Source organism: Alicycliphilus denitrificans K601, from assembly GCF_000204645.1.
Lineage (GTDB): Bacteria > Pseudomonadota > Gammaproteobacteria > Burkholderiales > Burkholderiaceae_C > Alicycliphilus > Alicycliphilus denitrificans.
Genome location: NC_015422.1, coordinates 989647 through 1002713 on the forward strand (window position 1 = coordinate 989647; position 13067 = coordinate 1002713).

The window sequence follows — 13067 nt, forward strand, 5'->3', positions numbered from 1 at the left end:
TCGTCAAAGGCTCAATGCCACGCGCAGGGTGGTCTGCGGCGCGGGCGTGTGGCGCGTGGCCGTCAGGCGGCCCTGGGCGAGCGCGCTCAGGTCCGCCTGCCAGCCCGAGGCCTGCACCGCCTCGCCCTTGAGCCAGCCGAACAGCGCGGCGATCGGCAGGTCGCTGCCCGTCAGTTCGAGCACCAGCGCCTGCAGCGACGTGGATTGGCGCTGTTCGCCGCCGTTACGCAGCAGCGCGTGCCCGGGCCGCCACTGCAGTTGGGCCATGACGTTGCCCAGCGGGTTGAACAGGGTCAGTTCGCCGGCCTGCGGGCTGCCCTGCAGCTCGAAGCCCGCGCTGAAGGACTGCGCAGAGGCGTCCTCCACCTGCACGGCCAGGCGCCCGCTCCAGTGGTCCGCGGCGGCGCCGGCCGGGCGGGGGGGCTGCGCGCAGGCGCCGAGCAGCGCGAGCGCCAGCCCCGCGAGCAGCAGGCGGCCCCGCGCGGGGCGCGGCGCCGTCAAGGCCGGACCCTCAGGCGCTTGAGCGTGCCCTTGAGCACGTCGTTGTCCTTGTTGATACGCAGGCCCTCGCGCCAGACGGCCAGGGCGCGGTCGCGCTGGCCCAGGCTCCACAGGACCTCGCCGATGTGGGCCGCGATTTCCGCGTCGGGCCGTGTCTTGAAGGCGCGCTCCAGGATGTCCAGCGCCTCCTTGCGGTTGCCCAGGCGGAATTCGACCCAGCCCAGGCTGTCGGTGATGAAGGGGTCGTCGGGCGCGTATTCGAGGGCCTTGACGATGAGCGCCTTGGCTTCCTGCAGGCGCACGCCCCGGTCGGCCAGGGAAAAGCCCAGGGCGTTGAGCGCGTGGTGATGGTCGGGCTGGCGGGCGATGATGGTGCGCAGCAGGCGCTCCATTTCAGCGGTGCGGCCTGCCTTGTCGGCCAGCATGGCTTGGTCGTACACCAGTTCGTTGTCCTGCGGGGCCAGCGCCACGACCTTGCCCTGCAGCTCGTAGGCCTGCTGGTAGTGGCCGGCCTCGCGCAGCAACTGCACCTCGGCCTGGAGCTTGAGCCGCACGTCGTCCGGGCCCTTTTCGGGAATGGCGCGGATCAGGGCGCGCGCTTCGTCAAGCCGGCCCTGGCGCACCAGCAGCGAGGCGTGCCGGCTCTGTACGGCGAGCAGTTGCTCGGCATCGTCGATGCGGGCCAGCCAGGCCTGGGCCTGGGCGAGGTCGCCGCGCTTCTCGGCGATCTGCGACTGCATCAGATAGATCTGCGTCAGCGCGCGCTGGCGCTGCTCGGTGGCGGGGTCCTGCTCCAGCAGCTGCGTGCAGCGCTGCAGGGCGGCCTCGGCCTGATCCAGCTCGCCAGCCTGCAGCTGCAGCGACGCCCGGATCAGCCATGCCTGGGCATTGTCGGGCTGCTCGCGCGTGACGGCATCCACCTGCGCCTGCGCGTCGGCCAGGCGCTGCGATTCCAGCAGCACGCGCGCATAGGCCATGCGCACCTCGGGCAGGGGCTTGCCGGCGAGGTAGCGCGACAGCAGCGCCTCGGCCTCCGGGACCGCGTTCTCCAGCAGCTGCAGCGACAGCATGGCGGCGCCGTCGTCGCCAGGGTTCTGCGCCAGCGCGTTGCCCGCGGCTTCCAGCGCGCGGGCCTTGTCGTCCGCCGCGAGGTACATGCGCCCCACCGTGGTCCAGGCCATGGGGCCTGTGGCGGGGTTGTTGAGTTCTTCCTCCAGCGCTAGCCGCACCACCCGCGCGGCCAGGGCCTTGTCGCCCGCGCGCGCATAGAGCAGGGGCAGGGCGCGGATCGTGGAGACCTTGTCGCGCGCGGACGAGCTCGCCAGCTCCTGGCGCAGTGGCTCGGCGCTGTCGCCAATGCGGTTGAGCGCCACGAGGATGCGCAGCAGGTAGCGGTTGGCATCGCGCGACTGCGGCAGCGCCTCCTTCCAGGCGCGGGCGGCCGCCAGGGCGTATCCCCCGGAGCGCGACTGCAGGGCGATTTCCGTGGCCCGGCGGTACAGCTGCGGATCGCCGCTGCGGCGTGCCGCGTCCAGCATCAGGTTGTAGCCCGTGGCCGGGTCGCCTTCGCTGGTGGTGATTTCGCTGAGCAGCAGTTCGTAGAACAGTTCGGCATTGAGTGCGGCTGTTTCTTCTTCCTGCACGGGTGCGGATGCGGGTTCTGAGGCGCGCTCGCCCGTCTGGGCCAGGGCGGGAAAAATGCAGGCCGCGGCCACGCATGCCAAAGCTGCCGGCCGAATACGACGGAGGGAATGCACCATCAGCCCATAATAATCCATGCTCCTGGGACTTCTTGACGAGTGTTGGCATGCCTGAGCTGCCCGAGGTGGAGGTGACGCGGCGCGGCCTTGCCGATGCGATCGGCGGTGCGACGATACGTGCGGTGGCGCTGGGCAAATCCCTGCGCTGGCCGCTGGGCCTGGCGCCCGGGGAACTGGCCGGGCAGCGGGTTCTGGCCGTGCGCCGGCGCGGCAAGTATCTGCTGCTGGATCTGCAGCAGGGCCTGCTGCTGATCCACCTGGGCATGTCGGGCAGCCTGCGCTTTGCCCACGGCCTGCCGCAGCGCGGCCCGCACGACCACTTCGACATGGAGACGGACCGCGGTACCCTGCGGCTGCACGATCCGCGCCGCTTCGGCGCCGTGGTCTGGGCGGCCGGCGAGGACGACCCGCAGGCGCGCAAGCTGCTCGGGACCCTGGGGGTGGAGCCGCTGGGCGAGGATTTCGATTTCCAGGCCTTTCATGCGGCTCTGCGCGCCAGCCGCATGCCCATCAAGCAGCTGCTGCTGGCGGGCCGGGTGGTCGTCGGCGTGGGCAACATCTACGCGTGCGAGGTGCTGTTTCTGGCCCGCATCCGGCCGACGATGCGGGCCAGCGCCATAGGCTCGCAGCGCGCGCGGCGCCTGCATGGCGCGATCCGCGAGGTGCTGGCGCGGGCCGTGGAGCGCGGCGGCAGCACGCTGCGGGACTTCTCTGGCGTCGACGGCAATGCCGGGCATTTCCAGGCTGAGGCCAACGTCTATGGGCGCGAGGGCCTGCCCTGCAGGCAATGCGGCACACCCGTGCGCCTGCTGCGCCAGGGGCAGCGAAGCACTTACTTCTGTCCGAACTGCCAGCGGTCCTAGGCGAGCCGATGCTAGTATTGCGCCGTCCCGCCCCCCGTCTGGGCGCACGCATTGATATCCGGGAGCACAGTGGGATCCTCATTCAACGAACGGTTTGACCAGCATGGTGCGTGGCGGCGTGCGTTTGCGCAGCAGCTCAAGCGGCTCGGCCAATGGATGGGGGCGCACGATCTCATGGACGCCGCCGTCGGCGAGCGCCTGCAGCGCCTGGAGGAGCAGGTCCGCAGCGACAAGGTGACGGTCGCGTTCGTGGGCGAGTTCTCGCGCGGCAAGTCCGAGCTCATCAACGCCATCTTCTTCGCCGGCTACGGGCGGCGTATCATGCCCGCGACCGCCGGGCGCACCACCATGTGCCCCACGGAGCTGGGCTACGAGGGCGGCACGGCGCCCAGCCTGCGCCTGCTGCCCATAGAGACGCGCATGCAGCCGCTGGGGCTGGCCGAGTGGCGGCTCAAGCCCGATCTCTGGGTCAACGTGGCCCTGGACATGGACGACCCCGCGCAGATGGCTCAGGCCCTGGAAAAGGTGTCCGAGGTGCGCCGCGTATCCGTGGACGAGGCGCGGGCGCTGGGCTTTTGGAGCGACGAGGCGGGCGACGAGAACCCCAGGCGGGACGCGGGCGGCATGGTGTCGGTGCCGATGTGGCGGCACGCCGTCATCAACTTCCCCCATCCTTTGCTCAGGCAGGGACTGGTGATCCTGGACACGCCAGGGCTCAACGCCGTGGGCGTGGAGCCTGAGCTCACCATCAACCTCATCGCGCAGGCGCATGCGGTGGTGTTTCTCCTGGGCGCGGACACCGGCGTGACGCGCTCGGACCTGGCCATCTGGCGCGACCACCTGGGCGGGGCCGAGGATGCGTTCGACGCGCGGCTCGTGGTGCTCAACAAGATCGATACGCTGTGGGACCAGCTCAATTCGCCCGCCCAGGTGCAGGCGCAGCTGGAGCGCCAGCGCCACACGGTCACCGAGGTGCTGGGTGTGCCGCTGGGCCAGGTGGTGGCCGTCTCCGCGCAGAAGGGCCTGGTGGCCAAGATCAACTGCGACGACGACCTGCTGGAGGCCAGCGGCCTGCCGCAGCTGGAAGTGGCGCTGGGCACGGGCATCATGGGGCGGCGCCAGTCCATACTGCGGGCCGCGGTGGCCGGTGGCGTGACGGGCCTGCGCAACGAGGCCCGGCGTGTGATCAACATCCGCCGCCGCGACCTGGACGACCAGATGCTGGAGCTGCGCAGCCTGCGCGGCAAGAACGCGTCGGTGATCGATGCCATGCGCGGGCGCATCGAGCAGGAGCAGCAGGAGTTCGAGGCCTGCACGGCCCGCATCCAGGCCGTGCGCGCCGTGCACCTGAAGATGCTGCGCGAGCTGTTCCACCAACTCGGCCCCCGCGCGCTGAAGGCGCAGCTGGCGCCGCTGACCGAGGCGCTCGAATCCTCGGGGCTCAAGCTGGGCGTGCGCAAGGCGTATGGCGAGACCTTTGCGAGCGTGCGCGCCGCCATGGAGGCGGCCCAGGCCACGGGCGGCGAGATCCAGGCCATGCTGGGCGGCACCTTCCGCCAGCTCAACACCGAATTCGGCTTCTCGCTGCAGGTGCCGGTTGCTGCGCAACTGGGTGCCTACGTGCGGGAGATAGCGGCCATCGAGCAGCGCCACCTGCAGTACGTGGGCATGGGCAACGTGCTGCGCCTGGCGCGGCCGGAGTTCACGCAGCGCCTGCTGCGCGCGCTGGGCCTGCGCCTGCGCACGGTGTTCGAGGCCGCGGCCAATGAGCTGGAGATGTGGAGCAAGACGGCCACGGCGCAGCTCGACGCGCAGCTGCGCGAGCGCAAGCGCAGCTTCGAGCGGCGCATCGAGGCGGTCAACCGCATCCGGCAGGCGGCCAGCGGCCTGGTGGAGCGCATCGCCGAGATCGAGGCCGCCGAGGAGAATCTGGCCGAGCTGGAGCTGCGCCTGTCCGAGCTCACGGACGAGCTCGTGCAGCAGCCGGGCGTGGAGGAGGACCTGCCCGTGCCGGACATTCCCGAGACCGCGCCCCAGCCCCTGACGCCCGCATGACGCAGCCGCCGGTGGAGATCGCGGCGCAGGTCGTGCGCTGGCAGGCCGGGCATGGGCGCAACCATCTGCCCTGGCAGAACACGCGCGACGCCTACCGCGTATGGCTGTCCGAGATCATGCTGCAGCAGACCCAGGTGGCCACGGTGCTGGAGTACTACGCGCGCTTCCTGGCGCGCTTTCCCGACGTGGTTCAGCTGGCCGCGGCGCCGCAGGACGAGGTGCTGGCCCTGTGGAGCGGCCTGGGCTACTACAGCCGCGCGCGCAACCTGCACCGCTGCGCGCAGATCGTGGTGCAGCAGCATGGCGGCCGGTTCCCGCGCACAGTGCCCGAGCTGGCCGCCCTGCCGGGCATAGGCCGCTCCACGGCGGGCGCGATCGCCGCGTTCTGCTTCGGCGAGCGCGCGGCCATCCTGGACGCCAACGTACGGCGCGTGCTCACGCGGGTGCTGGGCTTCCGTGCCGACCTGGCCGAGGCGAAGAACGAGCGCGAGCTGTGGCGCCTGGCCGAGGCGCTGCTGCCCAAGGGCGACCTGCACGCCGCCATGCCGCGCTACACCCAGGGCCTGATGGACCTGGGGGCCGGCATCTGCCTGCCCCGCAACCCGAGCTGCATGCTGTGTCCGCTGCAGAACGTCTGCGTGGCGCGGCGCGACGGCAATCCGCAGGACTACCCGGTGCGCACGCGCAAGCTCAAGCGCAGCGCGCAGGCCTGGTGGCTGCTGCTGCGCCAGGACGGGGCGGGTCGCCTGTGGCTGGAGCGCCGCCCGTCCGCGGGCATATGGGCCGGGCTGTACTGCCCGCCGGTCTACGCCAGCCGCGCCGAGCTGGACACGGCCCTGCCCCCGCCGGCCGCGGGCGCGGCCGAGGACCTGCCGCCGTTCATCCATGTGCTGACGCATCGCGACCTGCACCTGCACCCGGTGCTGGCGCGCGGCGTCGGGGCGGTGGCGGACCCGCACTGCGCCGAGGCGCAGCAGGCCGGCTGGTTCACGCCGGCGCAGTGCCTGGAACTGGGGCTGCCCGCGCCCGTGCGCAGGCTGATCGACGCGCTCTAAGGGCTATCGAAAACGATAGCGTCTACCGCACGGCGTGCAAGGTTTCCAGATGTTCTCATTGCTGAAAATAAGGAGTGGCGGGCGGTGGCAGCTATTCATTGAATAGCGATGCTTCAAATGCCGTCGAGCTCGCGGTGCCGGCGCAGCGTGTTCCAGCGGCCGGTGAAGCGCTCGGCCAGCTGCTCCACCAAGTATACGGAGCGGTGCTGCCCGCCCGTGCAGCCTACGGCCACCGTGACGTAGCTGCGGTGGTTTTGCGCCAGGGCATCGAGCCAATGCTCCAGGAACTGCGTGATGTGCGAGAGCATCAGCGCCACCTCGGGCTGCTGGCGCAGGTATTCGGCCACGGGCGCGTCCTTGCCGGTGAGCGGGCGCAGCGCGGGCTCGTAGTGCGGGTTGGGCAGCATGCGCACGTCGAAGACGTAGTCCGAATCGAACGGCAGCCCGCGCTTGAAGGCGAACGACTGGAACACCAGAGTGAGCTGGCTGGGCGGGACGGCCAGCAGGTCCTTCACGTAGCTCAGCAGTTGCGACGGGCGCAGGGTGCTGGTGTCTATGACGTGGGATTGCGCGCGCAGCTCGGCCAGCAACTCGCGCTCCAGCTCAATGGTCTGCACCAGCGCGCGCCGGCCCTCGATCAGCTCGTCCTGGGACAGCGGGTGGCGCCGGCGCGTTTCGGAAAAGCGTCGCACCAGCGTGCCGGTGGTGGCGTCCAGGAACAGCGAGCGCACCTGCACGCCCTGCTCGCGCAGGCGGTCGAGCTGCTGGGGCACCAGCGGCAGGGCGGTGGCGCTGCGCACGTCCATGGCCACGGCGACGCGGTGGCCGTGGTGCGCGTGCTCCAGCGCGACGAACGAGGCCAGCAGCTCCGGCGGCAGGTTGTCCACGCAGTAGTAGCCCGCGTCCTCCAGCGCGTGCAGGGCCACGGACTTTCCCGAGCCGGACATGCCGGTGATGACGACGACTTCCAGTGACATGGTTCTCAACCCGCTGCGGTGGCGGCACGCGCGCCGTCGAGCATCTCGCGGGCATGTGCCAGGGTGGTGGGGGACTGCTGCTGCCCGCCCAGCATGCGGGCGACTTCCGCCACGCGCTCATCGGCGCCGGCGGTCGCCACGGCGCTGGTCGTGCCCTCGGCGTGGCGGTGCTTGGAGACGATCAGGTGGTGGTTCGCGCAGGCCGCCACCTGGGGCAGGTGGGTGACGGCCAGCACCTGGCGCTCGCGTCCGAGCTGCTGCATCAGTCGGCCGACGGTTTCGGCCACGGCGCCGCCCACGCCCGAGTCCACCTCGTCGAAGATCAGCGTGGGCGCCTCGCCCAGCGCGCTGGTGGCGACCGAGATGGCCAGCGCGATGCGCGAAAGCTCACCGCCCGAGGCCACCTTGCCCACGGGGCGCGGCGTCATGCCCGGGTGGCTGCTGACCAAGAAGGCCACCTGGTCCACGCCGTGCGGGCCGGGCTCGGTCGCCTTGTCCACCTGCACCTCGAAGCGTCCGCCCGTCATGCCCAGGCCCTGCATGGCCTGGGTGATGGCCTGCGCCAGTTTCGGGGCGGCCCTGGCGCGCTTTTGCGACAGTGCGCGCGCGGCCTTGTGGTAGGCGGCGGCCTGGGCCTGCTCGGCTGCCTCGAGCGCGGCCAGGTCGGCGGCGTCGTCCAGGCGGCGCAGCGACTCCTTCCAGCCGTCGAGCAGAGCCGGCAGCTCGGACGGCGTGCGCTTGTAGCGGCGCGCCAGCTGCATCCACTGAGACAGGCGCGCGTCGAGCCGCTCCAGCGCATCGGGGTCGGGTTCGGCATGGCGCAGATAGCCCTGCAGCGAATGCGCCACGTCGTCCGCCTGGGCGATGCACGAGGCCAGCACCTCGTTCATCGCGCGAAAGTCCTCGTGGATGTGCTCGTACGCCTGCAGCAGGTGCTGCGCCTGTGCCAGCGCGGCCAGCGCGCCGCCGGCCTCGTCGTCCTGCAGCGCGGACAGCGCGCCCTGGGCGTTGTCGAGCAGGGCCTGGGCGTTGGACAGGCGCGCGTGCTCGGCGTTGAGCTCGTCCCATTCGCCCTCGCGCGGCGCGAGCCTGTCCACCTCGCCGATCTGCCACTGCAGGCGCTCGCGCTCCTGCTGCAGCGTGTCCTGCGCCTCGCGCGCATGGGCCAGCGCCTTCTGCGCGTCGCGCCAGGCGGTCCACAGCGCGGCCAGCGGCTCGGCCTGCGCGCCGGCGTAGGCGTCGAGCAGGCCGCGCACGGCGTCGGGCCGCGTCAGGCTCTGCCAGGCATGCTGGCCGTGGATGTCCAGCAGGTGCTCGCCCAGGGCGCGCATCTGCGCGGCCGTGGCCGGTATGCCGTTGATCCACGCGCGGCTCTTGCCCTGCAGGTCCACGGTGCGGCGCAGCAGCAGCGCGCCGTCGTGTGCAATGCCGGCCTCTTCCAGCCAGGCGCCGAGAGCGGCCGTGCCGGCGTCGAACTCGGCGCAGATGTCGGCGCGCTGCGCGCCCTCGCGTATCACGCCGGTGTCGGCGCGCGCGCCCAGCAGCAGCTGCAAGGCGTCGATCAGGATGGACTTGCCCGCGCCGGTCTCGCCGGTCAGCACCGTGAAGCCGGCGTGCAGGTCCAGGTCCAGCGCCTGCACGATCACGAAGTCGCGCAGCGCGATCCGTCTCAGGGCCATGGTCAGGAGCCTCCCTCGTTCCAGCGCAGCTTCCTGCGCAGGGTGGCGAAGAAGCTCCAGCCGCGTGGGTGCAGGAAACACACGCGGTGGGCCGAGCGCCGCACCAGCACGCGGTCGCCATGCTGCAGCGAGGCCAGCGACTGCATGTCGAAGTTGGCGCTGATGTCGCGCCCGCCCGCCACCTCGATGGCGATCTCGGTGGCGTCGGACAGCACGATGGGGCGGTTGGACAGCGTGTGCGGCGCGATGGGCACCAGCACCCAGCCCGGGATCGACGGGTGCAGCATGGGCCCGCCGGCCGACAGCGCATAGGCCGTGGAGCCCGTGGGCGAGGCGACGATGAGGCCGTCGGCGCGCTGGTTGGAGACGAACACGCCGTCCACCTCCACCCGCAGCTCCACCATGCCCGAGGTGGAGCCGCGGTTGACCACCACGTCGTTGAGGGCCAGCGCCTCGAAGACGGATTCCCCGCCGCGCTCCACGCGCGCCTGCATCAGCGGGCGCACGTCCTCCTCGTAGTCGCCGTGCAGTATGGGGGTGAGGACGTCCTGGTAGCCCTGCAGCGGAATGTCGGTGATGAAGCCCAGCCGCCCCTGGTTGATGCCCACCAGCGGCGTGCCGTAGGCGGCCAGCTTGCGGCCCACGCCGAGCATGGTGCCGTCGCCCCCCACGACCACGCACAGGTCGCAATGCTGGCCGATGCCGTCCACGTCCAGCGTGTGGTAGCCGGTAAGGCCGGTGCTCGCCGCCGTCTCGGTCTCCAGCGTCGGCTCGCACTCCTGCTGGGCGATGAACCGGGCGATGCTCTCGATGATCTGCCGCGAATTGCCCGACGCCGAGCCGGCAACGGGTACCTGGTATTTGCCTATGACGGCCACGCGACGGAAGATGGGCTTCATGCAGAAATTACATCATTAAAATGGTCCGATGCTTGATGACCGCTCCAAGTTGTTGCTCAAGGCCTTGGTCGAGCGCTACATCGCCGACGGGCAGCCGGTGGGCTCCAGGACCCTGTCGCGGGCATCGGGCCTCGAATTGTCGCCCGCCACCATCCGCAACGTGATGGCAGACCTGGAGGATCTGGGGCTTATCGCCAGTCCCCACACCTCGGCTGGCCGCGTGCCTACGGCCAAGGGGTACCGGCTCTTCGTGGACACCATGCTCACCGTGCAGCAGGAGCAGCTGCCGGCCCTGCAGATCAAGCCCGAGCAGCCGCAGAAGGTGATCGCCAACGCGGCGCACCTGCTGTCCAGCCTGTCGCAGTTCGTGGGCGTGGTCATGGCGCCGCGCCGCACCTCGGTGTTCCGGCACATCGAGTTCCTGCGGCTGTCGGAGCGGCGGCTGCTGGTGATCATCGTCTCGCCCGACGGTGACGTGCAGAACCGCGTGCTCTTCACCGAGTCCGACTACACCCAGTCTCAGCTGGTGGAGGCGGCCAACTTCCTCAACGCCCACTACGCGGGCCTGGCCATGGAGCAGGTGCGCGAGCGGCTCAGGCTGGAGGTGGACAAGCTGCGCGGCGAGATCGCGGCGCTGATGCAGGCTGCGGTGAACGCTGGCTCGCAGGCACTGTCCGAGTCGCAGGAAGAGGTCGTCTTCTCAGGCGAGCGCAACCTGCTGGCCGTGAGCGACTTCTCCGGCGACATGGGCCACCTGCGCCGGGCGTTCGACCTGTTCGAGCAGAAGACCCAGATCCTGCGGCTGCTGGACATCTCCAGCCGCGCCGAGGGCGTGCGCATTTTCATCGGCGGCGAGAGCCAGGTCGTGCCCTTCGAGGAACTGTCCGTGGTGAGCGCGCCGTACGAGGTCGACGGCCAGGTGGTCGGCACGCTGGGCGTGATAGGCCCCACGCGCATGCCCTACGACCGCATGATCCAGATCGTGGACATCACCTCCAAACTGGTGTCCAACGCCCTGAGCCACCACAAGTAGCACATACAATAGCCGCCGCTGTCCCGCCGACGAGGCGCTGGTGGCGCATCCCGGGGCGTTAGCTCAGTTGGTTAGAGCAGAGGACTCATAATCCTTTGGTCGTTGGTTCAAGTCCAACACGCCCTACCAGTAATTATAAGGAAAGTCTGCTATCTTAATGATAGTAGGCTTTTTGTTTTTTGGTGTAATGTAGCCGCTGTGTAGCCACTGACAACATGCTTCTGGGCCAGAGTCAGACTTTGCTGTGATAGCTCGCCGCTGGCGAACCGGAGCTGTCCACGGACGTCGCTCAATTGGGCATTTGAACCTGATGCTGTTCGCAGTCATAGATGCCGTGGATATGGTGTATTTGCTGTCCGTCCGGCATCACCGCCAGCTTTCGTTTGACTTTTCCCGGCTATGGCCGGGTGACAGCACAAGAACTAAACAATGACCATCACTCTCGAAGCCCTCCTCAAAGACAGCGCCTACAAGCTGGGGCAATTCAAGCCCGCGCACATCAATGCGCTGCAAGCCGCTATCTCACTCAAGGACACGGCTAAAAAGCTCACGCCTTACGTCACCTGCCTGGTGCGCGGCAAGCCCGTCAAGCTCACGCCCGAGGAAGCAGTCCGACAGCTCTACGTCATGGTTTTGCGCGACGACCTGGGCTACCCGGTAAAGCGCATGCAGCTGGAATACGAAGTGACCTTTGGCCGCGAGAAGAAGCGCGCCGATATCTGCATTTTCGACAAAGACAAGACCGATACGCCCTATATCCTCATCGAGGTAAAGAAACCGAAGCTCAAGGATGGCAAGGAGCAGCTCAAGAGCTACTGTCATGCCACCGGCGCCCCCATGGGCGTGTGGACCAATGGTGACCTGAACCGCCCCGGCTTTCAAGGAGGCCGATTGGTTTAAGTTGACACCTCTGTCGAGGTGTCGCTGACGGCGAGTTGCCTCCAGTAGTTTGCCTCAGCTTCTGCCGGAGGGATGCCCCCAATCGGCGTGAGCAGTCGGACGTGATTGAACCAGTGCACCCACTGCAGGGTGGCCAGCTCCACGGATTCCCTGGTCTTCCAGGGTCCCCGGCGGTGAATCAGCTCGGCCTTGTACAGCCCGTTGATGGTCTCGGCCAGTGCGTTGTCGTAGCTGTCACCCCGGCTGCCCACTGATGGCTGGATACCCGCCTGGTCCAAGCGTTCGGTGTAGCGTATGGAAACGTATTGACTGCCCCTGTCGGAATGGTGCGTCAAGGCATGGGCTGCTGGCTGGCGGTCATACAGCGCCTGCTCCAGCGCATCCAGCACGAAGTCCGTTTGCATGCTGCGGCTGACCCGCCAGCCCACGATGCGCCGGGCGTACACGTCCACCACGAAGGCCACGTACAACCAGCCCTGCCAGGTGGAGACGTAGGTGAAGTCCGACACCCACAGCTCGTTGGGCCGGCTGGCCTTGAATTGCCGGTTGACGTGGTCCAGCGGGCACGGTGCCGATGTGTCCGGCGTGGTGGTGCGCACTGTCTTGCCACGGCGTGCTCCTTGCAAGCCCATGGCACGCATCAGGCGCTCGACCGTGCAGCGCGCCACTGCGATGCCCTCGCGGTTCATCTGCAGCCAGACCTTATCGGCCCCGTAGACCTGCCAGTTGGCGTGCCACACGCGCTGGATGTCGGCTTTCAAACCCTCGTCACGCTGGACGCGTTGACTGCGCAGTTGCGGGTTGCGTTGCCGGGCTGCGTGGCGCCAGTAACACGACGGGGCCATCTGCAGCACCCGGCAGATGGGCTCGACCCCGTAGTCATCACGGTGGCGGTCGATGTAGTTCTTCAAGACTTCAATCGGCGGTCGAGCTCCGCCTGCGCGAAAAACGCGCTGGCCGTCTTCAGGATGTCGTTGGCCCGGCGCAGCTCTTTGACCTCACGCTCCAGTTCCTTGATGCGCTGGGCGTCTGCCGTGGTGGTGCCGGGGCGCTGGCCGCTGTCGACCTCGGCCTTCTTGACCCAGTCATTCAAGGTCTGCGGCACGCAGCCAATCTTGGGCGCAATCGATTCAATGGCTGCCCACAGCGACGGGTAGTCGGCTCGGTGCTCCTGCACCATGCGAACGGCGCGCTCGCGGACTTCCGGGGAGAACTTCGGTGACTTGTTCATGGCTCCATCTTCTCAAGAGTTGGTGCCTCCTCGAAATCCGGGGCTGTTCACGCCGAACAGAGAGTCGCAGTGACAGGTCAGCTTTCCTTTGACATAAGACATCTGAGATGTGGG

General features: G+C 68.8%; 11 protein-coding genes, 1 tRNA gene and 1 other annotated feature. Of the genes, 6 read left to right on the plus strand and 6 right to left on the minus strand.

All coding sequences use genetic code 11. The features are described from left to right. Window positions 1-3: 3 nt before the first annotated feature. Entirely contained in the window at window positions 4-501 is a 498-nt protein-coding gene (locus ALIDE2_RS04730) for a lipoprotein insertase outer membrane protein LolB (RefSeq protein ID WP_013517871.1), read from the minus strand. After that, on the minus strand, window positions 498-2279 hold the full coding sequence (locus tag ALIDE2_RS04735; RefSeq protein WP_013721513.1) for a tetratricopeptide repeat protein: 1782 nt from the start codon (window positions 2277-2279) through the stop codon (window positions 498-500). The genes ALIDE2_RS04730 and ALIDE2_RS04735 overlap by 4 nt, the downstream gene beginning before the upstream one ends. Window positions 2280-2308: 29 nt before the next feature. On the opposite strand from ALIDE2_RS04735, the gene mutM reads away from it, so the two are divergent. The 3 genes from mutM to mutY all read left to right on the plus strand — a co-directional run bounded on the left by mutM (window position 2309) and on the right by mutY (window position 6234). Beyond that, on the plus strand, window positions 2309-3124 hold the full coding sequence (mutM, locus tag ALIDE2_RS04740; RefSeq protein WP_013517873.1) for a bifunctional DNA-formamidopyrimidine glycosylase/DNA-(apurinic or apyrimidinic site) lyase: 816 nt from the start codon (window positions 2309-2311) through the stop codon (window positions 3122-3124). A gap of 69 nt (window positions 3125-3193) precedes the next feature. Further along, the gene (locus ALIDE2_RS04745) at window positions 3194-5179 is read left to right on the plus strand and encodes a dynamin family protein (protein ID WP_013517874.1); all 1986 of its coding nucleotides are present in this window, start codon (window positions 3194-3196) and stop codon (window positions 5177-5179) included. Continuing rightward, a complete protein-coding gene (mutY, locus tag ALIDE2_RS04750) occupies window positions 5176-6234 on the plus strand; it encodes an A/G-specific adenine glycosylase (RefSeq protein WP_013721514.1) in 1059 nt (352 codons plus the stop codon). The genes ALIDE2_RS04745 and mutY overlap by 4 nt, the downstream gene beginning before the upstream one ends. 113 nt (window positions 6235-6347) lie before the next feature. Here the strand turns inward: mutY and rapZ are convergent, their stop codons facing one another. The 3 genes from rapZ to ALIDE2_RS04765 are packed head-to-tail and all read right to left on the minus strand — an operon-like array spanning window position 6348 to window position 9789. Further along, window positions 6348-7211: an RNase adapter RapZ gene (gene rapZ / locus ALIDE2_RS04755; protein WP_013721515.1), complete on the minus strand. Its 864-nt coding sequence runs from the start codon at window positions 7209-7211 to the stop codon at window positions 6348-6350. Window positions 7212-7216: 5 nt separating this feature from the next. Then, window positions 7217-8890, minus strand: coding sequence for a DNA repair protein RecN (gene recN, locus ALIDE2_RS04760; protein WP_013721516.1), 1674 nt, complete (start codon window positions 8888-8890; stop codon window positions 7217-7219). A gap of 2 nt (window positions 8891-8892) precedes the next feature. After that, window positions 8893-9789, minus strand: a complete 897-nt coding sequence (locus ALIDE2_RS04765; RefSeq protein ID WP_013721517.1) for an NAD kinase — start codon at window positions 9787-9789, stop codon at window positions 8893-8895. A gap of 28 nt (window positions 9790-9817) precedes the next feature. Between ALIDE2_RS04765 and hrcA the strand changes: the two genes are divergently transcribed. The 3 genes from hrcA to ALIDE2_RS04780 all read left to right on the plus strand — a co-directional run bounded on the left by hrcA (window position 9818) and on the right by ALIDE2_RS04780 (window position 11722). Beyond that, complete coding sequence (gene hrcA / locus ALIDE2_RS04770; protein ID WP_013721518.1) at window positions 9818-10822, plus strand: heat-inducible transcriptional repressor HrcA; 1005 nt, start codon at window positions 9818-9820, stop codon at window positions 10820-10822. A 52-nt stretch (window positions 10823-10874) separates the two neighbouring features. Then, window positions 10875-10951 (plus strand) — tRNA-Ile (locus ALIDE2_RS04775). A 300-nt stretch (window positions 10952-11251) separates the two neighbouring features. Then, the gene (locus ALIDE2_RS04780) at window positions 11252-11722 is read left to right on the plus strand and encodes a type I restriction enzyme HsdR N-terminal domain-containing protein (protein WP_013721519.1); all 471 of its coding nucleotides are present in this window, start codon (window positions 11252-11254) and stop codon (window positions 11720-11722) included. On the opposite strand, the gene ALIDE2_RS04785 is transcribed toward ALIDE2_RS04780, so the two are convergent. Then, a protein-coding gene (locus tag ALIDE2_RS04785; RefSeq protein ID WP_085945337.1) for an IS3 family transposase occupies window positions 11719-12953 on the minus strand; the annotation gives its coding sequence in 2 pieces (ribosomal slippage) (window positions 11719-12665 and window positions 12665-12953; 1236 coding nt in all). The two genes, ALIDE2_RS04780 and ALIDE2_RS04785, sit on opposite strands and share 4 nt — an antisense overlap. Next, window positions 12559-12675, minus strand: a sequence feature (AL1L pseudoknot). It overlaps the preceding gene by 117 nt. Window positions 12954-13067: the final 114 nt, after the last annotated feature.

What these genes read in the sequence shown, in the direction of transcription:
- hrcA (WP_013721518.1), top strand. Translation starts at nt 9,818, where the DNA reads ATGCTTGATGACCGCTCCAAGTTGTTGCTCAAGGCCTTGGTCGAGCGC.
- ALIDE2_RS04780 (WP_013721519.1), top strand. Translation starts at nt 11,252, where the DNA reads ATGACCATCACTCTCGAAGCCCTCCTCAAAGACAGCGCCTACAAGCTG.
- rapZ (WP_013721515.1), bottom strand. Translation starts at nt 7,211, where the DNA reads ATGTCACTGGAAGTCGTCGTCATCACCGGCATGTCCGGCTCGGGAAAG.
- recN (WP_013721516.1), bottom strand. Translation starts at nt 8,890, where the DNA reads ATGGCCCTGAGACGGATCGCGCTGCGCGACTTCGTGATCGTGCAGGCG.
- mutY (WP_013721514.1), top strand. Translation starts at nt 5,176, where the DNA reads ATGACGCAGCCGCCGGTGGAGATCGCGGCGCAGGTCGTGCGCTGGCAG.
- ALIDE2_RS04765 (WP_013721517.1), bottom strand. Translation starts at nt 9,789, where the DNA reads ATGAAGCCCATCTTCCGTCGCGTGGCCGTCATAGGCAAATACCAGGTA.
- mutM (WP_013517873.1), top strand. Translation starts at nt 2,309, where the DNA reads ATGCCTGAGCTGCCCGAGGTGGAGGTGACGCGGCGCGGCCTTGCCGAT.
- ALIDE2_RS04735 (WP_013721513.1), bottom strand. Translation starts at nt 2,279, where the DNA reads ATGGATTATTATGGGCTGATGGTGCATTCCCTCCGTCGTATTCGGCCG.